Origin of the sequence: Pseudomonas fluorescens, from assembly GCF_001648775.1 — a bacterium.
Lineage (GTDB): Bacteria > Pseudomonadota > Gammaproteobacteria > Pseudomonadales > Pseudomonadaceae > Aquipseudomonas > Aquipseudomonas fluorescens_M.
The window spans coordinates 260,710-280,793 of sequence record NZ_LVEJ01000023.1; the positions used below are offsets into that span (position 1 = coordinate 260,710).

A 20,084-nucleotide genomic window follows, 5' to 3' on the forward strand; every position below is an offset into this window, starting at 1 on the left:
TAACGCCGTTCGCCGCCGCTGTACCCGTCTCAAAACGCGTTGCGAAAGATCTCCTCGATCTGGCGTTGATCCGCCGCGCGCGGGTTGGTCAGGCCGCAGGCGTCTTTCAAGGCGTTGGTTGCGAGGATCGGGATGTCGCTGAGCCTGGCACCGAGTTCACGCAGACCGCCGGGTATATCGACGTCTTTGGCCAGACAACGAATCGCGCTGATCGCCGCTTGCGCGCCCTCTTCCGGGCTGAAGCCGCGAATGTCAGCACCCATGGCGTGGGCGACATCGGTCAGCCGCTCGGCACAGACCAGTGCGTTGAACGTCTGCACATGCGGCAGCAGCACGGCATTGCACACGCCGTGGGGCAAGTCGTAGAAACCGCCCAGTTGATGCGCCATGGCGTGGACGTAACCGAGCGAGGCATTGTTGAAGGCCATGCCGGCGAGGAACTGCGCATACGCCATGTTTTCCCGCGCGGCAAGGTCGCTGCCGTCGCGCACGGCCAGGCGCAGGTTGTTGCTGATCAGGGTCATGGCTTTCAGCGCACAGGCGTCGGTGATCGGGTTGGCCGCGGTCGACACGTAGGCTTCGATGGCGTGAGTCAGCGCGTCCATGCCGGTGGCGGCGGTCAGGCCTTTGGGCATGGCGACCATCAGGGCGGGGTCGTTGACCGACAGCAGCGGCGTGACATTGCGGTCGACGATGGCCATTTTTACGTGGCGCGATTCGTCGGTAATGATGCAAAAACGGGTCATCTCACTGGCGGTGCCAGCGGTGGTGTTGATCGCGATCAGCGGCAGTTGCGGCTTGCCCGATTGATCGACGCCTTCGTAATCGCTGATCCGCCCGCCGTTGGTCGCACACAGGGCGATGCCCTTGGCGCAGTCGTGGGGCGAACCGCCGCCGAGAGACACGACGAAATCGCAGCGACTTTCCTTGAGCAAGCCCAGGCCCGACTCGACGTTGGCGATGCTCGGGTTCGGCTTGGCGCCGTCGAAGATCACTGAATCGATGTCCTGCATCGCCAGTTTCTCGGCGATCATTGTGGCCACGCCAGCCTTGGCCAGCCCGGTGTCGGTGACGATCAGCGCCTTGCGAAAACCGTAGTTGCGGATCGCGACCATGGCTTCGTCGAGGCAGCCGCTGCCCATGATGTTGACCGCCGGAATGAAAAAAGTACTGCTCATCGTGCGTCTCCTGACTGGGGCCGAATCGACTGCGCCGATCTGGCGGATACACACAGGATCGACCGATCGGTCACGGCGGATGTTGATCTGGCTCAATGCCCGCTCGTGATAAAGTCGCCGCCCATCAGCCCCTTTGTTTTGAGACCGCCTACGCAATGACCGATTTTCTCGATGTCGACGCCACCCTCGAAGACTGGAGCGCCCTGCGCGCCGCGACCGACTTCAGTGGCTTGCTGGTGGGCAACGGCGCCAGCCGCGCGGTCTGGGATGACTTCGGCTATGACTCGCTGTTCGAAAACGCCCGTACGGTGGAAGAAAAACCGCTGAGTCCGTCGGAGCTGGCGGTGTTCGATGCCATGCAGACGCGCAGCTTCGAGCAGGTGCTCGGCGCGCTGAAAACCACCAGCCGGGTCAACAAAGCGCTGGCCGTCAGCTCGGCGGCGCCGCGCAACCGTTACTACGCGATCAAGGAAGCGCTGATCAACACCGTGCACGCGGTGCACATTCCATGGCGGCTGGTTAAGCCATCGACGCTGGCCGTGCTGAATGAAGAACTGGCGCGTTATCGCACGGTGTTCACCACCAATTACGACCTGCTCAATTACTGGGCACTGCAACACAACAGCGAGGCCATCGATGACCTGTTCAACGGCCCGCATGCCAGTTTCGACCTGAGCGAAAGCGCCACCGCCAAACCGCGTTTGCTGTACTTGCACGGAGGTCTGCATCTGGTGCGCAATCAGGACGGCACCGCACGCAAACTGACCTCAACCGAGGGCACACTGCTCGGCAGTTTTGCGATCAACAACACGATCAAGACGCTGGATGACGTGCCGCTGTTCGTCACCGAAGGACCGAGCGCGGACAAGCTCAAGACCATCCGCAGCTCGGATTATCTGTCGTTCTGTTATCAGCAGTTGCTGGGGCATGGCGGCAGTCTGTGCATCTTTGGCCATGCCTTGGGCGAGCAGGATGCGCACATCGTGCGGGCGCTGCGTTTGGCGAAACCGGCGACGGTGGCGATCTCGATTTATCCGCGCAGTGCGGCGTTTGTTCAGCATCAGAAGCGGCATTACGCGCAGGTGTTCGAGGGCACAGGGGTTGCGTTGCGGTTTTTTGATGCCAAGAGCCATGCGCTCGGGAATCCGAAGTTGTCGGTGCCGGTCGAGGTTTGATACAGGCCTGACTGACGCCTTCGCGAGCAGGCTCGCTCCCACATTTGGATCGCATTCCCCTGTGGGAGCGAGCTTGCTCGCGAAGCTTTTAGCGGACAACTCACTCTTCGCTGCTGTGCACCACCACCAGCAACTGCGCCTGCACATCCCCCACCGAGCGGATCCGGTGCGGTTTCTGCGCATTGAAATGCAGCGCATCACCGCGTTCCAGCAGCACTTTCTCGTTCATGAAATCCACTTCAACCCGCCCTTCGTGGACGAACAGAAACTCCTCGCCCAAATGCTCCTTGAAGGTCTTGTCGGTGAACTCGCTGGGCGGGTAGATGATGAACGGCAGCAGGTTGCGCTCGCTGACTTGATGGGCCAGCACGGCATAACCGGGGCTCTGATCATTGGCGGCGAGTGACTGGCGCTCATGGCTGCGCACCAGGCTGTAGCTGTCGAGGCTGACGTTGTCTTCGGAGAACAATTCCTCGACCTTCACATTCAGCGCTTTCGCCAGTTTCAACGCGGCAGCAATCGACGGCGTATTCAGCCCGCGTTCGACTTTGGACAGATAACTCTTGGTCATGCCGGATTTTTCGGCCAATGCCTCAAGGGTTACCCCGAGTTTTTTTCTCAATAATTTCAAACGGATAGACATGCGCAGCGGTTATTCCATGGAGGAAGCGACGATTTGTGCTTGCCAATGACACTTTGTGTCATATAGCCTCTTTAGTGTCATTTGCAATCACCCAAAGGACACAGACATGGCCAAGACATTAGCACTACCCAAAGACCAACTGGTCAAGCAAGCACTGACCCAGATGCAAAAAAGCCTGGCGGATAATACGTGGACGGACCGGCAAAAGCTGGCCCTGACCTGCCGGATTCTGTTCGAAAACGGTCACGACTCCGGTCTGGCCGGGCAAATCACTGCTCGCGGCCCGCAGCCTGGCACCTATTACACTCAGCAATTGGGTCTGGGTTTCGACGAAATCACTGCGAGCAATCTGTTGCTGGTCAATGAGGATCTGGAAGTTCTCGAAGGTCACGGCATGGCCAATCCGGCCAACCGTTTTCACAGCTGGGTGTACCGCGCCCGGCCGGATGTGAACTGCATCATCCACACCCACCCGACCCACGTGGCGGCGTTGTCGATGCTCGAAGTGCCGCTGCAGATTTCCCACATGGACCTGTGCCCGCTGTACGACGACTGCGCGTTTCTCGAGGGCTGGCCGGGCGTGCCGGTGGGCAACGAAGAAGGTGAACTGATTGCCGGCGCGCTGGGCGACAAACGCGCGATTCTGCTCTCGCACCACGGGCAGTTGTCGACCGGTACGACGATTGAAGAAGCGTGTGTCATCGCCCAACTGATCGAGCGCGCGGCCAAGCTGCAACTGCTGGCGATGGCGGCCGGTACGATCAAGCCGATCATCCCGGAATTGGGCCGCGAGGCGCATGACTGGATCGCCAAGCCGAAACGCCACGCCGCTGCCTTCAACTACTACGCCCGGCAGAACCTGCGTCAACACGCCGATTGCCTGAACTGAACCCTGTTACGGAGAGATTCCCATGTCCACTATTCACGGCATCATCGGCTACACCATCACCCCGTTCGGCGCCAACGGCGAAGGGCTGGATCTGCCGGCGCTCGGGCAATCGATCGATCGCCTGATCGACAGCGGCGTCCACGCCATCGCGCCACTGGGCAGCACTGGCGAAGGCGCTTACCTGAGCGACGCGGAGTGGGACCAGGTCGCCGAGTTCAGCATCAAGCATGTGGCCAAACGCGTGCCGACCATTGTCAGCGTGTCCGACCTGACCACCGCCAAAGCCGTACGCCGCGCGCGTTTCGCTGAAGCTCATGGCGCCGACGTGGTGATGGTGCTGCCGGCCTCGTACTGGAAACTCACTGAAGCGGAAATCCTCGCCCACTACCGCGCTATCGGCGAAAGCATCGGCGTGCCGATCATGCTTTACAACAACCCGGCCACCAGCGGCACCGACATGTCCGTTGATTTGATTCTGCGCATCGTCAATGGCGTGGACAACGTGACCATGGTCAAGGAGAGCACCGGCGATATTCAGCGCATGCACAAGCTGCAATTGCTGGGCGACGGTCAGGTGCCGTTTTACAACGGCTGCAATCCGCTGGCGCTGGAGGCATTTGCCGCCGGGGCGAAAGGCTGGTGCACGGCGGCGCCGAATCTGATTCCACAACTGAATCTGGACTTGTACGCGGCCGCCATGGCCGGTGACCTGGTTCGCGCCCGCGAGTTGTTCTATCGCCAGTTGCCGCTGCTGGACTTCATCCTCAAGGGTGGCTTGCCGGCTACGATCAAGGCCGGGTTGCGGCAGACCGGGCTGGAATTGGGTGATCCGCGCTTGCCGGTCTTCCCGTTGAGTGAAGCGGGCCAGACCCAACTGCAAACACTCCTGAAAACCCTGCGCTGATCTCACAGGCCCCATAAAAACCAATGTGTGCGAGCCTGCTCGCGAAGACGGTGTACCCGTCAATGATGATGTTGACTGATAGACCGCTTTCGCGAGCAAGCTCGCTCCCACAGGGGATTTTTGGTGGATTTGAAAGTGAGGTCAGAGAACGGGTAGCGTCTTGTCCTTGATCACTTTCGTCGGACCGTTCGTTTTAACGCTGGCAATGCCTTTATCGCACGCCGCATCCGATGAATAGGATTCGCTGCTGCCGATGATCTGATGATTGGCCGCTTTCAGGTTGAAGTAAGGATGGCCGTCCTTCGTCGACTTTTTCTCGTAGAGTTGATCCAGCGCACTGTTGGTCTGCACCGAGGCGATCCCGCCTTCGGCTGCCGCGCGGGTGGTGTACTGCTCGCTGGTCAGAATCGTTTCGGCATTCGCCGCTTTCAGCACGAACCTGAACTGGCCGTTGCTGCTTTTGCTCAACTCATACCATCCGGACATCGGTCTGCTCCTGTCGATTGAACCCTCGAAAGTAAAGACCGTTTCACTGGTTTAGCCACTGTTGGCAAACCTGGCGGATCACCAACATGACAAATAACAATAATTCTCGATATCATTCGCGACTTTCTGCGCCCCCGCTTCGTCAAGAAGGATATCCATGCCCCGCCTCACGCCCGATCCTCTGTCGGCTGATTCATTTCGCCGATTTTACGGGGACATCCTGCATTACCTGCGCAAACGCACGGAAAACCCCAGCGATGCGGCGGACATGACCCAGGACGTGTTTACCCAATGGCTCGACTATCGCGACCGCGCCAAGGTCGAGCAGCCACGGGCGTTTTTGTTCCAGATGGCGCGCAACCTGCTGCGTGATCACTGGCGTAAACAAAAGGTCCGGCACATCGTCCAGCCCCAACACGACAGCGAGGCGGAGCCGGTTACCGACGAGCAACACGACCCGATGGCGGCGGCGCAGCGCCAGCAACGTCTGGAACATCTGAAAGAAGTCTTGGCCGAACTCTCGCCACGTCGGCGCGAGGCCCTTATGCTGCACCGCTTTGAAGGCCTGAGTCAGGCGCAGATAGCCGAGCGCATGGGGATTTCGCTGAGCATGGTGGAGAAACACATCGCCTTCGCATTGATGCATTGCAAGCAACGCCTGGATCAAGAAAACGGCACGGAGCAGCCAGAATGAACCGCCCTTACGAATTCGACAGCGAACTGCCGGACGACAGCGTCGACGGTCAGGCCGCCGCGTGGTTTACCCGCAATCGCCAGCCACAGGGCCGCGCCGTGCGTCAGGCTTTCGAGCAATGGTTGCGCGAGCCGGAGCATGCCAAGGCTTATCGCGCGTTCGAAGAACTGTGGGCTGATCTGGGCGAATTGCAGCAACTGAATCGACCGATTCCCCTGCCGACAGCCAAGCGCAAAACCCTCTGGCGCCCCACGCTGGCGGTCGCAGCGGCGCTGGTCTGCGCGGTACTGGCGACGCACCTGGGCACGTCGCACGAGGTCTATCAGCAACAGATCAGCGCGCAGGCCAAAGGCATGCGCAGCTTCGAATTGCCGGACGGCAGCACCCTGTCAGTGAATGCCAATACGCAATTGCGCGTCGACTTCGACAGCCATCAGCGCCGGCTCTTTCTCGATCGCGGCCAGTTCTATATCGAAGTCGCGCCCGACAAGGAACGGCCGATGTGGGTGCAAACCGGCGACGCCACCGTGCGCGTGGTCGGCACCGGTTTCGATGTGCGCCGCACCGATAAACAACTGGTGGTCAGCGTCGCCCATGGTCAGGTCGCCTTCGCGCCGGATAACCGCACGCCGCTGTTGCTCGGTGCTCAGCAGCAAGCCGCCGTCGACCTGGCCAGCGGCAGCGTGCAGCAACACACGCTGGCGGTCAGCCAAGTGGCCGATTGGCGCAGCGGGCATCTGTCGTTTCGCAATCGTGAACTGTCCAGTCTGGTCGATGAGCTGAACCTGTACCGCGCCAAACCGGTGCTGTTGGCCAATCCGAAACTGGGCCAGTTCAAGGTCTCCGGCAACCTCGACGTCGAGGACCCGGATGCATTGATCAACGCCCTGCCCGCGCTGATTCCGGTGAAAACCGTCGCCCTCGCCGACGGCCAGATCCGTATCGAAAACCGCTGACAACAACCCACATGAGAATATTTTGCATTCGCATGTGAGGTTTTTTTTGCCTGCCGCGTCTTCCTCCGGTCTGCGTTGCTGACGCAGGCCTTTTTGGCCTTTTGCCGCTTTGGGGGATTCCATGTTTCGCGTGTTTTCACCGTACCCGCTCACCTGCCTTCGACCGACCCTGCTCGCTGCCTGCCTGGCAATCAGTGTGCAGGCGCATGCCGAATCGATCAGCCTGCACCTGCCAGCGCAATCGATGGCGGCCTCGCTGAGCCAGATCGCCCAGCAGGCGAAGATCCAGTTGCTGTTCGATGAAGCGCAATTGCGCGATCTCAAGGCTCCGGCCATCGACGGCGAATACAGCGCAGAAGCAGCCATCCGCCAGTTGCTCGGCAACAGCCAGTTCGGTCTGATCAAGGTCAACCAGACTTACGTGGTGCGCCCGGAAGAACCAGTGACCAGCAGCAGCGACGGCATTCAACTCGATGCCCTCAGCGTGATCGGCACCGGCACCGAGGTCGACTCCAGCACCGTCGGCCGCTCGACCCTGACCCAGGCCGACATCGACCGCCATCAACCGAGCAACATCCCCAGCCTGCTGGCGACCCTGCCCGGGGTGAGCATGGGCGGTTCGATGAAACCCGGTGGCCAGACCATCAACATCTGGGGCCTGGGCGATGCCGAGGACGTGCCACTGACGGTGGATGGCGCGACCAAAAGCGGCTTCGAGCGCTACCAGCAAGGCACGATTTTCATCGAGCCGGAGCTGATCAAACGCATTGAAGTGGAGAAAGGCCCGCACTCGATGCTCACCGGCAACGGTGGCTTCGGCGGCACCGTGCACATGGAAACCAAAGACGCCCCGGACTTGCTGCAAGAAGGCCGCAACACCGGCGCGATGGTCAAATATGGCTATGCCAGCAACGACCATCAGCAGACTTACACCGGTGCCGTGTTCGGTCGCACCGACGATGGCCGCGCCGATGCGCTGGTCTATCTGACCAAGCGCGACGGCGGCGACATGAAATTGGCCGCCACGCCGCCGGACCCGGGGCATGACTACCCGATAAATCCGCAGCGCCTGCCCAACAGTGCGCAGGATCTCGACGGCCAGTTGCTCAAATTCAATCTGCACCTGACCGATGAGCACAGCGTCGGGCTGTCGTACTCGCGCTCGCAGAGTGAGCGCTGGACACCGTTCTCGTCGGCCAGTTATCCGACGCCGCCGAGCAAGGACAACATCAAGAAGTATGGCTACGAAAATGCGCTCAAGCGCTTTTTGGCCAACCGTGAAACCACCGACACCACGTGGTCGACCAAGTATCAATATCAGCCGCTGGACAACCGTCTGGTCGACTTCAAGCTGAGCTACTCGGAATCCAACACCGACCAGACCGATGAGCGTGAGGCCACGGCGTTTTTGCAGACCTCGACCGGCGGACGCAAGATGGACACCGCCTACAAGGACCGGATTCTCGAGGCGAGCAACATCAGCCTGTTCGATACCGGTCCGCTGGCCCACGCGGTCACTGGCGGCATTCAGATCCGCAAGCACAGCCGCGACACCGAAATGTGGATGCCCGGCAGCACCTACAATGTGCCCAAGTACAACTACGGCCACTTCCAGCCAAGCTTCATGCCGCAGGGCAAGGTCGACACCAATAGCGCTTACCTACAAGACGCGATCACCATCGGCGACTTCACCCTGACCCCGTCGGTACGCTATGACCACGTGCGCAACCGTGGCGAAGCCAACGAAGCGCCGTTTTACGCCAGTCAGGATCCAAGCTTCGGCCACGACTACAGCGACCGCACCTACACCGGTTGGTCGCCACGCCTGTCGGCGTTCTGGCGCATGACCGCGGACGTCGGTTTCTTCGTCGACTACAGCAAGACCTGGCGCGCGCCGGTGATCGACGAGCAGTACGAAGTTCAGGGTATCGGCAGCCGCACCGCGACCAGCGTCGACCTCGACCCGGAACGCATCACGGGCTGGCGCGCCGGTAACATCAGCAACTTCGCCAACGTGTTCACCGAGCGCGACAATGTGCAGATCCGCACCACGCTGTTCCGCAACAAGATCGACGACGAGATATTCAAGGCCACCGGCGTCGGCTGCGAAAACCAGGCGATCAAGGGCGGCACCATCGCGTCCGACTGCAAGGGCTCGGGACCGATGGGCAACTATCGCAACATTGGCGGGCTGACCATCAAGGGCTTCGAAGTCGAAAGCTTCTATGACTCGACCTACCTGTTCGGCTCGCTGTCCTACTCGTGGATGACCGGCAAGCACGAAGGCGCCTACACCAACCCATGGGGCCCGGACGTCTGGGCGCGCGACATCCCGCCACAAAAATGGATTGCCGTACTGGCGGTGAAGATCCCGAGTTGGGACGCGCAGGTGGGCTGGCAGGGTGAATTCGTGCGTCAGACCGATCGCCTGCCGAGCGACAAGTACGGTTCGAGCAAAAACACCGTCGGCGACGTGTTCTACGATCAGTACGACAACGACCGCTACAACGTGCAAGGACTGTTCGCCAACTGGAAACCGCAACAGCCTTATCTCAAGGGGACCGAGGTCAATCTGACCGTCGATAACCTGTTCAACGAAGACTACCGCCCGGCGTTGAGCGGGGACCGGGCGTACAGCCAGGGGCGCAATGCCAAGGTGAGCGTGACGCGGTTCTTCTGATCAGGATTTGCGTTGCCTGATCTGACGCCTTCGCGAGCAGGCTCGCTCCCACAGTTGACCGTATTTCACTTGGAAAACTCGGTCGAAAGTGGGAGTGAGCCTGCTCGCGAATGAGGCTACTCGATCTCGATTATTTCACCACTGCCCGTACCACCGACAACTCCGGCGAACCCACTCGCCGCTGACTCAGATACCGCATACAACTCACCCGCAAGAACGAGGCGAAATTCACCACTTCCCCGCGATAATCCATCACCTCTTCATACAGCTTGGCGATCAGTTGGTTGGTGGTCATGCCGTCGACCTCGGCGATTTCGCTGAGGATGTCCCAGAACTGATTCTCCAGGCGCAACGTCGTCACCACGCCGCAGATGCGCAGCGAGCGCGAGCGTGATTCGTAGAGAATCGGGTCAGCCTTGACGTAGAGCTCGCACATCGGCGAATCCTCGTTACAGGGTGATTTTGGTGCCGAGCAAGCCGAGGAAACCAGCCAGCCAGTTCGGATGCGCCGGCCACGCCGGGGCGGTGGCCAGATTGCCTTGAACGTGGCCGTCCGTCACCGGGATGTCGATGTACGTACCGCCCGCCAGTCGCACTTCCGGCGCGCAGGCGGGATAAGCGCTGCACTCGCGACCTTCGAGTACGCCTGCCGCCGCCAGCAGTTGTGCGCCGTGGCAGACCGCCGCAATTGGTTTGCCGGCCTTGTCGAAGGCGCGCACCAGATCGAGGACCTTTTCGTTGAGGCGCAGGTATTCCGGGGCGCGTCCGCCGGGGATCAACAGCGCGTCGTAGTCCGTCTCTTGGGCTTTGGCGAAGTCGAAATTGAGGGCGAACAGGTGACCGGGTTTTTCGCTGTAGGTCTGGTCGCCTTCGAAGTCATGGATCGCAGTGCGCACGGTTTTGCCGGCAACCTTGTCCGGGCACACGGCGTGGACAGTGTGACCAACCATTTGCAGGGCCTGAAATGGCACCATCACTTCGTAGTCTTCGACGTAATCGCCGACCAGCATGAGAATCTTTTTCGCGGCCATGGGGAGGACTCCTCTGGAATTACCTGGGAGTGTTCAAGGTAGACCTTATCCGGAGGATCGGGTAACAACCGGCTACTACCTGAGACCGTGTCATCGTTCTTCGCGAGCAAGCTCGCTCCCACATTGGAATGCATTCTCCTGTGGGAGCGAGCTTGCTCGCGAAGGGGCCCTGAAACTGTACGCCTAAGTCTGTGCCTAGCTGTAACAGCCCGAACCGCCCGGTTTATGGCTTTATGAAGGTCATTCCCTGCCACCTTCAATTCCGGTCCCCCATCATGTCCTCGCGCGAAAACACCGGCATGGCCCTCGGCCTGCTCGGCGTGGTGATTTTCAGCCTTACCCTGCCCTTCACCCGCATCGTGGTGCAGGAACTGCATCCGCTGCTCAACGGTTTGGGCCGCGCATTGTTCGCAGCGATTCCGGCGGCATTGCTGTTGCTGTGGCGCCGCGAGAAGTGGCCGACGTGGCAGCAGGTCAAAGGCCTGAGCCTGGTGATCGCCGGGGTGATTCTGGGTTTCCCGGTGTTGTCGGCGTGGGCCATGCAAACCTTGCCGGCGTCCCATGGCGCACTGGTCAACGGCCTGCAACCGTTGTGCGTGGCGCTGTATGCCGCGTGGTTGTCCCATGAGCGTCCGTCAAAAGCCTTCTGGGCCTGCGCGGCGCTGGGCAGTGCGTTAGTGCTCGGGTATGCGTTGTACACCGGCGCGGGCAGTATTCAGGCGGGTGATCTGTTAATGCTCGGCGCGATTGCCGTCGGTGGATTGGGTTACGCCGAAGGTGGCCGGTTGGCCAAGGAGATGGGTGGCTGGCAGGTGATCTGCTGGGCGCTGGTGCTGGCGACGCCGCTGTTGATCGGGCCGGTGTTGTATCTGGCGCTGCAACATCAGGGCGCGGTGTCGGCCAAGACCTGGTGGGCGTTTGGTTACGTGGCGTTGTTCTCGCAGTTTCTCGGCTTCTTTGCCTGGTACGCCGGGCTGGCCATGGGTGGCATTTCCCGGGTCAGTCAGGTCCAATTGCTGCAGATCTTCTTCACCATCGCGTTTTCGGCGCTGTTCTTTGGTGAACATGTCGAGCCGATCACCTGGGTGTTTGCCTGCGGGGTGATTGCGACCGTCATGCTCGGCCGCAAGACCGCAGTGAAGTCAAATGTGGGAGCGAGCTTGCTCGCGAAGGCGGACTGACAGTCAACGATGATGTTGGCTGTTATGGCCCCTTCGCGAGCAGGCTCGCTCCCACAGGGTCAGTGTCAGCCCAGGAAACCGTCAGCACGCAGCAGCGTTTCCAGGCAGTGCTCACTAATGTTGTAGAACGCTTTCAACTCTTCGATCTTCACCAACAGCTGAGCCGGATTCACCGGCTCGGCGCGTTTCACCGCGAGAATCATCTTGTTCTTGTTGGTGTGCTCCAGCGAGATGAACTCGAATACCTTGGTCTCATACCCGCAGGCTTCAAGGAACAATGCGCGCAGACTGTCGGTGACCATTTCCGCTTGCTGACCGAGGTGCAAACCGTACTGCAACATCGGCTTGAGCAGTGCCGGGCTCTGGATCTGCAAGCGGATCTGTTTGTGGCAGCACGGCGAGCACATGATGATCGACGCGCCCGAACGGATGCCGGTGTGAATCGCGTAGTCGGTGGCGATGTCGCAGGCATGCAGGGCGATCATCACGTCCAGCTCGCTCGGCGCGACGCTGCGCACGTCACCACACTTGAACACCAGCCCCGGATGATCGAGCTTCGCTGCCGCCGCGTTGCACAGGTTGACCATTTCCTCGCGCAACTCGACACCGGTGACTTCGCCTTCGGCCTTCAAGGTGTTGCGCAGGTAGTCGTGAATCGCGAACGTCAGATAGCCCTTGCCCGAACCGAAATCCGCCACCCGCACCGGTTGGTCCAGCGCCAGCGGCGACGAAGTCAGGGCATGGCTGAACACTTCGATGAACTTGTTGATCTGCTTCCACTTGCGCGACATCGCCGGGATCAGCTCGTGTTGCGCGTTGGTCACGCCGAGGTCCTTGAGGAACGGTCGGCTCAGTTCGAGGAAGCGATTTTTCTCCCGGTTGTGCTCGGCGGACGGCGCTTCGCGCAATTGCTGAGGTTTGCTCTTGAACAGCGAACTCTTGCCCTTTTTGCTGTATTCCAGCTGCGCTTCGTCGGTCAGCGTCAGCAAATGGGCATTTTTGAACGAGGCCGGCAACAACTCGGCAATCGCCGCCACGCCTTCAACCAAGGGCAGGTTTTTGGTGATGTCGCGGGTTTTATAGCGATAGACGAAAGACAGGTTCGGCTGCGCCTTGACCGTCACCGCTTTGATGATGAGCCGCTGCAGCTCCGCCTCTTCACCGACGTACTTGGCCAGCACCAGTTTGATGAAGCCGTTTTGTTCGAGGCTGGATTGCAGCAGCTCGATGAACTGGGCGTGGTGATCGGGCGCGGGCTGGGTGGCAGGAGCAGTAACAGACATGGAAAAGCGGCCTCGGACGGGCGAAATCGGGAATGGCGAGTATTTTAGGGGGGATGGGGGTTGGGGACACGCTCTTATTTGCCGAACGGTTGATTAAAGCGGCCCTCACCCTAGCCCTCTCCCAGAGGTAGAGGGGACTGACCGAGGTGTTTTCACGAGGTACGCCGACCTGAGATACCGAGCCGAACTCAGGTTTGAACGAGTTGCCTTGAATCCATAATCGACTCGATTTTTCAGGTCGATGTCGAGCGCCAGACACCTCGGTCGGCTCCCTCTCCCTCCGGGAGAGGGCTGGGGTGAGGGATTGGCCCTCAAGCCGAATGAAAAATCCGCAACCTACCCCAAAACCACAAGACGATTGGGCAACTCATTCCTCACCTGCGTCACCGGCACATGCACTTTGAGCAACTCACCACACGCCTCAATACAGGTGACAAACCCCTCAAGCGTGCGCCCTTGCCTCACCTGCTCGGTAAACGCTGCGACAATCCCGTCCCAGGTTTTATTGTCCAGCCGTTTGGAAATCCCCTCGTCCACCAGAATCTCCACATAACGCTCCGCCTCACAGACAAAAATCAGCACCCCGGTGCTGCCCACCGTGTGGTGCAGGTTCTGTTCGAGAAACTGCCGCCGCGCCAGATTCGACGCACGCCAGTGGCGCACTCGGCGAGGTACCAGGTGTGGAAGGATGCGCGGCTGGCGAAACACCAGACTCAACGCAAAGAAGCTGATCCATTGCACCAGCAACAGGCTGTGCACCGTCAACCAACCGCTCAGGTAGTGCACGACGCCAGGCACCAGCAGTGCCAGCAGGCTCGCCCACAACAGCGGAATGTAGGCGTAATCGTCGGCACGCGCCGCCAGCACCGTCACCAGTTCCGCATCGGTGTCACGCTCGACCCGGGCAATCGCCTCGGCGACTGTGCGTTGTTCGTATTCACTCAGTAATGCCATGTTTACCCACGCCTGTTCATTATTGTTGTTGCCTGCTGCGCCATCACCAGCCGCCCGAAGCACCGCCGCCGCCAAAGCTGCCACCGCCACCGCTGTAGCCGCCACCGCCACCACCGCTGCTGCCACCGCCACTGGAGCCGCCGCTGTCAAACGGGTCGTCGGAGGAACTGCGCGGGGCGGTCTTGATTACGCCGATCATGCACAGGAACCAGTACGTCATCAAAAACGGCAGGGCCAGGAAGAACAATAACCCCATGGTGTTGGCAAACCACTGGCCGAAGGACGCCTCGTGTTCCGGTTCGGCCTCGTCCAGCGGATTGCCCCCCAGCACCACCAGCATCGCGGCCACGCCGCTGCTGATACCTTGGCTGACGTTGCCTTTTTTGAACGCCGGGGAAATCACCTGGTTGATGATGACGGCACTCTGCGCATCGGTCAGGCGCGCTTCCAGGCCGTAGCCGACCTCAATGCGCAGCTTGCGCTCATCGCGGGCAACGATCAGCAGCGCGCCGGTGTTCTTGCCTTTCTGGCCAATCCCCCAATGCCGCCCCAACTGATAGCCGAAGTCCTCGATCGCGGTGCCTTGCAGGTTTTCCACCGTGACCACCACCACTTGTTCGCCGGTGGCGTTTTCGTGGGCCTGGAGCTGCCGGGTCAGTTGCTCGACGACCGCGGGCTGGATCATGTGAGCGTCGTCGACCACTCGCCCGGTCAATGCCGGAAACGTCAACTCGGCACGTACCACCATCGCCACGACACACAACAGCAGCGCCAGGCCTGTTTTCAAAACTCGCATTGCAACCTCATCCCTGGGGAATACATCGCCCTTGCGGCGTTAATTAGAATTTCAGCTGGGGTGCCTGCTCGCTGCCGGCAGACGCTTCGAAGGTTTCGCGAATCGGCAGATCGCTGTACATCACGCTGTGCCACAGGCGCCCGGGAAACGTGCGAATCTCGGTGTTGTATTTCTGCACGGCGAGGATGAAATCGCGACGGGCCACGCTGATGCGGTTTTCCGTGCCTTCAAGTTGCGATTGCAAGGCCAGAAAGTTCTGGTTGGCTTTCAGGTCCGGATAGCGCTCGGACACCACCATCAACCGGCTCAGCGCCCCGGACAATTGATCCTGGGCCTGTTGGAACTGCTTGAGTTTTTCCGGATTGTCGAGGGTCGTGGCATCGACCTGAATCGAGGTGGCCTTGGCTCGGGCCTCGGTCACGGCAGTCAGGGTCGCCTCTTCGTGTTTGGCGTAGCCCTTGACCACTTCCGTCAGGTTGGGAATCAGGTCAGTGCGGCGCTGGTACTGGTTCTGTACCTGTGCCCAGGCGGCCTTGACCTGTTCATCGAGCGTCGGAATGGTGTTGATGCCGCAACCGGCAAGCCATGTGCTCAACAGCAAGATGACGGCCATTTTCAGGCTCGATCGGTAGGGGTGTTTTACATTCATCGGGCGAAGCTCCCTCGTCCATTCCATTGAAAAATATCCTGCGACCTACAAACCCGGCTCTTGGGGCATAATCTGCCGCCACCACTGGATTGCATCAGCCCAATGGGCTAAAAGATGCCCAATGCGAACCTTTGATCAGCAATACAAGCGCATAAGTGTGCTGCATTTGCACAAACAACAATAGCCGCTCCTTATTCTTGCTGAACGGCACGAACTCAATGCCGAACAGGCTTTTGGAAAAAACATTCATGAAGAAGCTGTGTTTGCTGGGCCTGTTCGTCAGCCTGGCCAGTCATCAAGTATTGGCCGCCACGACCCCGGCACCCCTGGAAAACAAGGATGCGTTCATCAGCAACCTGATGAACCAGATGACCCTCGATGAAAAGATCGGCCAGTTGCGCCTGATCAGCATCGGCCCGGAAATGCCTCGCGAGCTGATCCGCAAAGAGATCGCCGCCGGCAACATCGGCGGCACGTTCAACTCGATCACCCGCCCGGAAAACCGTCCGATGCAGGACGCGGCCATGCGCAGCCGTCTGAAGATCCCGATGTTTTTCGCGTACGACGTGATCCACGGTCACCGTACGATCTTCCCGATTCCATTGGCCCTGGCCTCGAGCTGGGACATGGATGCCATCGGTCGGTCCGGCCGTGTCGCCGCCAAAGAAGCCGCCGCCGACAGCCTCGACATCACCTTCGCGCCGATGGTCGACATCTCCCGCGACCCGCGCTGGGGCCGCAGCTCCGAAGGTTTCGGTGAAGACACCTACCTGACCTCACGCATCGCCGGCGTCATGGTGCGCGCCTATCAGGGCGCGACCCCGAGCGCGGCCGACAGCATCATGGCCAGCGTCAAGCACTTCGCCCTCTATGGCGCGGTCGAGGGCGGTCGCGACTACAACACCGTCGACATGAGTCCGGTGAAGATGTATCAGGATTACCTGCCGCCGTACCGCGCCGCAATCGATGCCGGCGCCGGCGGCGTGATGGTCGCGTTGAACTCGATCAACGGCATTCCGGCCACCGCCAACACCTGGCTGATGAACGATCTGCTGCGCCGGGACTGGGGCTTCAAAGGCCTGGCAGTCAGCGACCACGGCGCGATCTTCGAACTGATCAAGCACGGCGTCGCCCGCGACGGTCGTGAAGCGGCGAAGCTGGCAATCAAGGCCGGCATCGACATGAGCATGAACGACACCCTGTACGGCAAAGAGCTGCCGGGGCTGCTCAAGTCCGGCGAGATCGAACAGAAAGACATCGACAACGCCGTGCGTGAAGTCCTCGCGGCCAAGTACGACATGGGCCTGTTCAAGGACCCGTACCTGCGCATCGGCAAGGCTGAAGACGATCCGGCCGACACCTACGCCGAAAGCCGCCTGCACCGCGCCGAGGCCCGCGAAGTCGCGCGGCGCAGCATGGTGTTGCTGAAGAACCAGAACGAAACCCTGCCGCTGAAGAAAGACGCGAAAGTCATGCTGGTCGGCCCATTGGCCAAAGCCCCGATCGACATGATGGGCAGCTGGGCTGCCGCCGGTAAGCCGGCGCAATCGGTGACCCTGTTCGACGGCATGAGCGCGGTGATCGGCGACAAGGCAAATCTGATCTACGCCCGTGGCGCCAACATCACCAGCGACAAGAAGGTGCTGGATTACCTGAACTTCCTCAACTTCGATGCGCCGGAAGTAGTCGATGACCCACGTCCGGCCAACGTGCTGATCGACGAAGCGGTGAGAGCCGCCAAGGATGCCGACGTGATCGTCGCCGCGGTGGGGGAATCGCGTGGCATGTCCCACGAATCCTCCAGCCGTACTGACCTGAACATCCCGGAAAACCAGCGTGAGCTGATCCGTGCGTTGAAAGCCACCGGCAAACCGCTGGTGCTGGTGCTGATGAACGGCCGTCCGCTGACCATCCTCGAAGAGAACCAGTCGGCTGACGCGATTCTGGAAACCTGGTTCAGCGGCACCGAAGGCGGCAATGCCATCGCTGACGTGTTGTTCGGCGACTACAACCCGTCGGGCAAACTGCCGGTGACCTTCCCGCGCTCCGTGGGCCAGATTCCGACTTACTACAACCACCTGAGCATTGGCCGGCCGTTCACGCCGGGCAAACCGGGCAACTACACCTCGCAGTATTTCGATGACACCACAGGTCCCCTGTTTCCGTTCGGTTACGGCCTGAGCTACACGCAATTCGCCCTCAGCGACATGGCGCTGTCGTCGACCACCCTCAACGCCACCGGCAAGCTCGACGCCAGCGTCATGGTGAAGAACACCGGCAAGCGTGACGGCGAAACCGTGGTGCAGTTGTACATCCAGGACGTCACCGGTTCGATGATCCGCCCGGTGAAAGAACTGAAGAACTTCCAGAAAATCATGCTCAAGGCCGGCGAACAGAAAGTCGTACACTTCACCATCAGCGAAGATGACCTGAAGTTCTACAACGCCCAGCTCAAATATGCGGCGGAGCCAGGCAAGTTCAACGTGCAGATCGGCCTGGATTCGCAGGACGTGACGCAGCAGAGCTTCGAACTGCTGTAACCGCAACAACACCGCAAAACTCTGTGGGAGCGAGCTTGCTCGCGAAGAGGCCATCACATTCAACATTGATGTTGACTGTCAGGCCGCATTCGCGAGCAAGCTCGCTCCCACAGTGGTTTAAGGGGACTGACTAGCCGCGGCGGTCGAGAATGTTGACCACCACCCGATCCACCCACCCCCACACCCGCTGCTTGACCCGCCGCCACAATGGCCGGCGCTGCCACTCCTCCAGACTCACCAACTGACTCAGTCCGAAGTCCTTCACAAAACTCGCCTCCACCGCTGCCGTCAACGACGGATCCAGCGCCTCCAGATTCGCCTCCAGATTGAAGCGCAGGTTCCAGTGATCGAAGTTGCACGAACCGATGCTCACCCAATCGTCGACCAAGACCATTTTCAAATGCAGGAAACACGGCTGGTATTCGAAGATCTGCACCCCGGCCTTGAGCAGTCGCGGGTAGTAGCGATGTCCGGCGTAACGCACTGACGGGTGATCGGTGCGTGGCCCGGTCAGCAGCAAACGCACATCGACTCCGCGTGCGGCGGCCTTGCGCAGGGAACGGCGGATTTTCCAGGTCGGCAGGAAATACGGCGTGGCCATCCAGATACGTTGCTGGCCGCTGTTCAGGGCACGAAACAACGATTGCAGAATGTCGCGATGTTGGCGCGCATCGGCATACGCCACGCGGCCCATGCCCTCGCCCTTGTCCGGCACGCGCGGCAAGCGTGGCAGACCAAAATGTGCGGCCGGGCGCCAGGCGCGGCGATAACGGTTGGCGATCCACTGTCGATCAAACAGCAATTGCCAGTCGATCACCAACGGGCCGCTGATTTCCACCATCACTTCGTGCCACTCGCTGGTGTCATGGCCCGGCGTCCAGAATTCGTCGGTGACACCGGTGCCACCCACCACCGCCAGACGCTGATCGACCAGCAGCAATTTACGGTGATCGCGATAAAAATTGCCGACCCAGCGCCGCCAGTTAAGCCGATTGTAGAAACGCAGTTCGACCCCGGCATGGGTCAGGCGCTGACGCAGATTGAGCGTGAAGGCGAGGCTGCCGTAATCATCGAACAGGCAACGCACGCGCACGCCACGCTCGGCCGCCAGCACCAGCGCTTGCACAATGGTTTCGGCACACGCGCCGGCCTCGACCAGATACAGCTCCAGTTCGATCTGCTCCTGCGCACCAGCAATCTGCTCGAGCATGCGCGGAAAAAATTGCGGGCCGTCGATCAACAGTTCGAACCGGTTGCCGTCCCGCCACGGGAACACCGCGCCGCGCATGTCAGCGCGCCGTAAAAATCAGCACCGCACCCACCGGCACCGACAGACTGATGGCCGACAGATCGGCGAGTTTGCGCAGGCTGTCCAGCCCCGGCACGAGGTCGAAATCCTCGGCGTTGATCACCAGCGGTTCCAGGGTGACCACTTGAAAGCGTCGATCATCGAGCCGCGTTGCCAGCAGCTCCGCTGGGTATTCGTGTTGTTTACCGTGCAGGTTGACGGTCAGCGGCAAACGCAATTCCAGCTGCGCACCGGGGGCCAGATCGTTGATCGGGCGCAGGTCGATCTGGGTGGTGATGGTCGCTTCGGGGAATTGCTCAATCTGGAACAACTCCTTGCGCATGCGCTCATCGCGCAGCGGGATGCCGCTGTTGATCGAGTCCAGCTCGACCTCGACTTCGGCGCGACCGTTGGGATCGACCTTGCCGTGCAGCACCAGAAAGCGCTGCACTTCAGAAACATGGGCGTTTTTCGTGCTGACGAACGACAGCCGCGACGACTCGCCGTCCAGATACCAATTGGCCTGCGCCGGCAGCGCGATGGCGGCGAGCAGCAGGCTGGACAGCGTTGCACAAAGGGGGCGGTTGAACATTGAACACTCGTGGGGCCGATAAACCTGCACGAACCTTAACCGCCCACACAGTTATTGCAAACTGAAGATCACGCCCGGTGGGAGCGAGCCTGCTCGCGAAGACGTCATCTGCCGCAACAGAGAAGGTGCACCTACTATTGCATTCGCGAGCAGGCTCGCTCCCAC

At 60.4% G+C, this 20,084-nt stretch carries 19 protein-coding genes; 8 read left to right on the forward strand and 11 right to left on the reverse strand.

Translation table 11 applies throughout. The features are described 5' to 3' along the window. Positions 1 to 29: 29 nt before the first annotated feature. Positions 30 to 1,178, reverse strand: coding sequence for an L-threonine dehydrogenase (yiaY, locus tag A8O26_RS21320; protein WP_064119725.1), 1,149 nt, complete (start codon positions 1,176 to 1,178; stop codon positions 30 to 32). A 155-nt stretch (positions 1,179 to 1,333) separates the two neighbouring features. Between yiaY and A8O26_RS21325 the strand changes: the two genes are divergently transcribed. Further along, complete coding sequence (locus tag A8O26_RS21325; protein WP_064119726.1) at positions 1,334 to 2,353, forward strand: DUF4917 family protein; 1,020 nt, start codon at positions 1,334 to 1,336, stop codon at positions 2,351 to 2,353. Between the two features lie 100 nt (positions 2,354 to 2,453). On the opposite strand, the gene A8O26_RS21330 is transcribed toward A8O26_RS21325, so the two are convergent. Further along, entirely contained in the window at positions 2,454 to 2,996 is a 543-nt protein-coding gene (locus tag A8O26_RS21330) for a helix-turn-helix domain-containing protein (RefSeq protein WP_064119727.1), read from the reverse strand. Positions 2,997 to 3,102: 106 nt separating this feature from the next. Here A8O26_RS21330 and A8O26_RS21335 point away from each other — a divergent pair, with 106 nt between their 5' ends. Both A8O26_RS21335 and A8O26_RS21340 read left to right on the forward strand, forming a co-directional pair. Next, positions 3,103 to 3,885: an aldolase gene (locus A8O26_RS21335; RefSeq protein WP_007911518.1), complete on the forward strand. Its 783-nt coding sequence runs from the start codon at positions 3,103 to 3,105 to the stop codon at positions 3,883 to 3,885. 22 nt (positions 3,886 to 3,907) lie between these two features. Further along, positions 3,908 to 4,789, forward strand: a complete 882-nt coding sequence (locus A8O26_RS21340; RefSeq protein ID WP_064119728.1) for a dihydrodipicolinate synthase family protein — start codon at positions 3,908 to 3,910, stop codon at positions 4,787 to 4,789. A 141-nt stretch (positions 4,790 to 4,930) separates the two neighbouring features. On the opposite strand, the gene A8O26_RS21345 is transcribed toward A8O26_RS21340, so the two are convergent. Further along, entirely contained in the window at positions 4,931 to 5,275 is a 345-nt protein-coding gene (locus A8O26_RS21345; protein WP_064119729.1) for a YegP family protein, read from the reverse strand. Between the two features lie 157 nt (positions 5,276 to 5,432). Here A8O26_RS21345 and A8O26_RS21350 point away from each other — a divergent pair, with 157 nt between their 5' ends. The 3 genes from A8O26_RS21350 (at position 5,433) to A8O26_RS21360 (ending at position 9,605) form a co-directional block, all read left to right on the forward strand. Then, on the forward strand, positions 5,433 to 5,969 hold the full coding sequence (locus A8O26_RS21350; protein ID WP_064119730.1) for an RNA polymerase sigma factor: 537 nt from the start codon (positions 5,433 to 5,435) through the stop codon (positions 5,967 to 5,969). Beyond that, complete coding sequence (locus A8O26_RS21355) at positions 5,966 to 6,925, forward strand: FecR family protein (protein ID WP_064119731.1); 960 nt, start codon at positions 5,966 to 5,968, stop codon at positions 6,923 to 6,925. Before A8O26_RS21350 ends, A8O26_RS21355 begins: the two co-directional genes overlap by 4 nt. Before the next feature lie 121 nt (positions 6,926 to 7,046). After that, positions 7,047 to 9,605: a TonB-dependent receptor gene (locus A8O26_RS21360; protein WP_064119732.1), complete on the forward strand. Its 2,559-nt coding sequence runs from the start codon at positions 7,047 to 7,049 to the stop codon at positions 9,603 to 9,605. A 130-nt stretch (positions 9,606 to 9,735) separates the two neighbouring features. On the opposite strand, the gene A8O26_RS21365 is transcribed toward A8O26_RS21360, so the two are convergent. Then, positions 9,736 to 10,041 carry a ribbon-helix-helix domain-containing protein gene (locus A8O26_RS21365; protein ID WP_064119733.1) on the reverse strand — a complete coding sequence of 102 codons (306 nt, stop codon included), beginning with the start codon at positions 10,039 to 10,041 and terminating at the stop codon, positions 9,736 to 9,738. Positions 10,042 to 10,054: 13 nt separating this feature from the next. Then, positions 10,055 to 10,636 (reverse strand): DJ-1/PfpI family protein, encoded by a 582-nt coding sequence (locus A8O26_RS21370; RefSeq protein ID WP_064119734.1) that lies wholly within the window; start codon positions 10,634 to 10,636, stop codon positions 10,055 to 10,057. A gap of 275 nt (positions 10,637 to 10,911) precedes the next feature. On the opposite strand from A8O26_RS21370, the gene A8O26_RS21375 reads away from it, so the two are divergent. Continuing rightward, positions 10,912 to 11,817 carry a DMT family transporter gene (locus A8O26_RS21375; RefSeq protein WP_064119735.1) on the forward strand — a complete coding sequence of 302 codons (906 nt, stop codon included), beginning with the start codon at positions 10,912 to 10,914 and terminating at the stop codon, positions 11,815 to 11,817. A gap of 65 nt (positions 11,818 to 11,882) precedes the next feature. Here the strand turns inward: A8O26_RS21375 and A8O26_RS21380 are convergent, their stop codons facing one another. From A8O26_RS21380 to A8O26_RS21395, 4 genes are all read right to left on the reverse strand, one after another. Further along, positions 11,883 to 13,100 carry a class I SAM-dependent methyltransferase gene (locus tag A8O26_RS21380; RefSeq protein WP_064119736.1) on the reverse strand — a complete coding sequence of 406 codons (1,218 nt, stop codon included), beginning with the start codon at positions 13,098 to 13,100 and terminating at the stop codon, positions 11,883 to 11,885. Positions 13,101 to 13,436: 336 nt separating this feature from the next. Beyond that, complete coding sequence (locus A8O26_RS21385) at positions 13,437 to 14,054, reverse strand: TPM domain-containing protein (RefSeq protein WP_064119737.1); 618 nt, start codon at positions 14,052 to 14,054, stop codon at positions 13,437 to 13,439. Positions 14,055 to 14,097: 43 nt separating this feature from the next. Continuing rightward, positions 14,098 to 14,850, reverse strand: coding sequence for a TPM domain-containing protein (locus A8O26_RS21390; protein ID WP_064119738.1), 753 nt, complete (start codon positions 14,848 to 14,850; stop codon positions 14,098 to 14,100). A 43-nt stretch (positions 14,851 to 14,893) separates the two neighbouring features. Beyond that, positions 14,894 to 15,499 carry a LemA family protein gene (locus A8O26_RS21395; RefSeq protein ID WP_064119739.1) on the reverse strand — a complete coding sequence of 202 codons (606 nt, stop codon included), beginning with the start codon at positions 15,497 to 15,499 and terminating at the stop codon, positions 14,894 to 14,896. A 248-nt stretch (positions 15,500 to 15,747) separates the two neighbouring features. Here A8O26_RS21395 and bglX point away from each other — a divergent pair, with 248 nt between their 5' ends. Further along, on the forward strand, positions 15,748 to 18,039 hold the full coding sequence (gene bglX / locus A8O26_RS21400; RefSeq protein ID WP_064119740.1) for a beta-glucosidase BglX: 2,292 nt from the start codon (positions 15,748 to 15,750) through the stop codon (positions 18,037 to 18,039). A 130-nt stretch (positions 18,040 to 18,169) separates the two neighbouring features. On the opposite strand, the gene A8O26_RS21405 is transcribed toward bglX, so the two are convergent. Then, on the reverse strand, positions 18,170 to 19,327 hold the full coding sequence (locus A8O26_RS21405) for a phospholipase D-like domain-containing protein (RefSeq protein WP_064119741.1): 1,158 nt from the start codon (positions 19,325 to 19,327) through the stop codon (positions 18,170 to 18,172). A gap of 1 nt (position 19,328) precedes the next feature. After that, entirely contained in the window at positions 19,329 to 19,919 is a 591-nt protein-coding gene (locus A8O26_RS21410) for a YceI family protein (protein ID WP_064119742.1), read from the reverse strand. Positions 19,920 to 20,084 lie beyond the last annotated feature (165 nt).

Coding starts and splice junctions, on each gene's coding strand:
- A8O26_RS21390 (WP_064119738.1), bottom strand. CDS start 14,850: ATGCGAGTTTTGAAAACAGGCCTGGCGCTGCTGTTGTGTGTCGTGGCG.
- A8O26_RS21355 (WP_064119731.1), top strand. CDS start 5,966: ATGAACCGCCCTTACGAATTCGACAGCGAACTGCCGGACGACAGCGTC.
- A8O26_RS21365 (WP_064119733.1), bottom strand. CDS start 10,041: ATGTGCGAGCTCTACGTCAAGGCTGACCCGATTCTCTACGAATCACGC.
- A8O26_RS21325 (WP_064119726.1), top strand. CDS start 1,334: ATGACCGATTTTCTCGATGTCGACGCCACCCTCGAAGACTGGAGCGCC.
- A8O26_RS21395 (WP_064119739.1), bottom strand. CDS start 15,499: ATGAATGTAAAACACCCCTACCGATCGAGCCTGAAAATGGCCGTCATC.
- A8O26_RS21375 (WP_064119735.1), top strand. CDS start 10,912: ATGTCCTCGCGCGAAAACACCGGCATGGCCCTCGGCCTGCTCGGCGTG.
- bglX (WP_064119740.1), top strand. CDS start 15,748: ATGAAGAAGCTGTGTTTGCTGGGCCTGTTCGTCAGCCTGGCCAGTCAT.
- A8O26_RS21405 (WP_064119741.1), bottom strand. CDS start 19,327: ATGCGCGGCGCGGTGTTCCCGTGGCGGGACGGCAACCGGTTCGAACTG.
- A8O26_RS21380 (WP_064119736.1), bottom strand. CDS start 13,100: ATGTCTGTTACTGCTCCTGCCACCCAGCCCGCGCCCGATCACCACGCC.
- A8O26_RS21360 (WP_064119732.1), top strand. CDS start 7,047: ATGTTTCGCGTGTTTTCACCGTACCCGCTCACCTGCCTTCGACCGACC.
- A8O26_RS21350 (WP_064119730.1), top strand. CDS start 5,433: ATGCCCCGCCTCACGCCCGATCCTCTGTCGGCTGATTCATTTCGCCGA.
- A8O26_RS21335 (WP_007911518.1), top strand. CDS start 3,103: ATGGCCAAGACATTAGCACTACCCAAAGACCAACTGGTCAAGCAAGCA.
- A8O26_RS21385 (WP_064119737.1), bottom strand. CDS start 14,054: ATGGCATTACTGAGTGAATACGAACAACGCACAGTCGCCGAGGCGATT.
- A8O26_RS21410 (WP_064119742.1), bottom strand. CDS start 19,919: ATGTTCAACCGCCCCCTTTGTGCAACGCTGTCCAGCCTGCTGCTCGCC.
- yiaY (WP_064119725.1), bottom strand. CDS start 1,178: ATGAGCAGTACTTTTTTCATTCCGGCGGTCAACATCATGGGCAGCGGC.
- A8O26_RS21345 (WP_064119729.1), bottom strand. CDS start 5,275: ATGTCCGGATGGTATGAGTTGAGCAAAAGCAGCAACGGCCAGTTCAGG.
- A8O26_RS21340 (WP_064119728.1), top strand. CDS start 3,908: ATGTCCACTATTCACGGCATCATCGGCTACACCATCACCCCGTTCGGC.
- A8O26_RS21330 (WP_064119727.1), bottom strand. CDS start 2,996: ATGTCTATCCGTTTGAAATTATTGAGAAAAAAACTCGGGGTAACCCTT.
- A8O26_RS21370 (WP_064119734.1), bottom strand. CDS start 10,636: ATGGCCGCGAAAAAGATTCTCATGCTGGTCGGCGATTACGTCGAAGAC.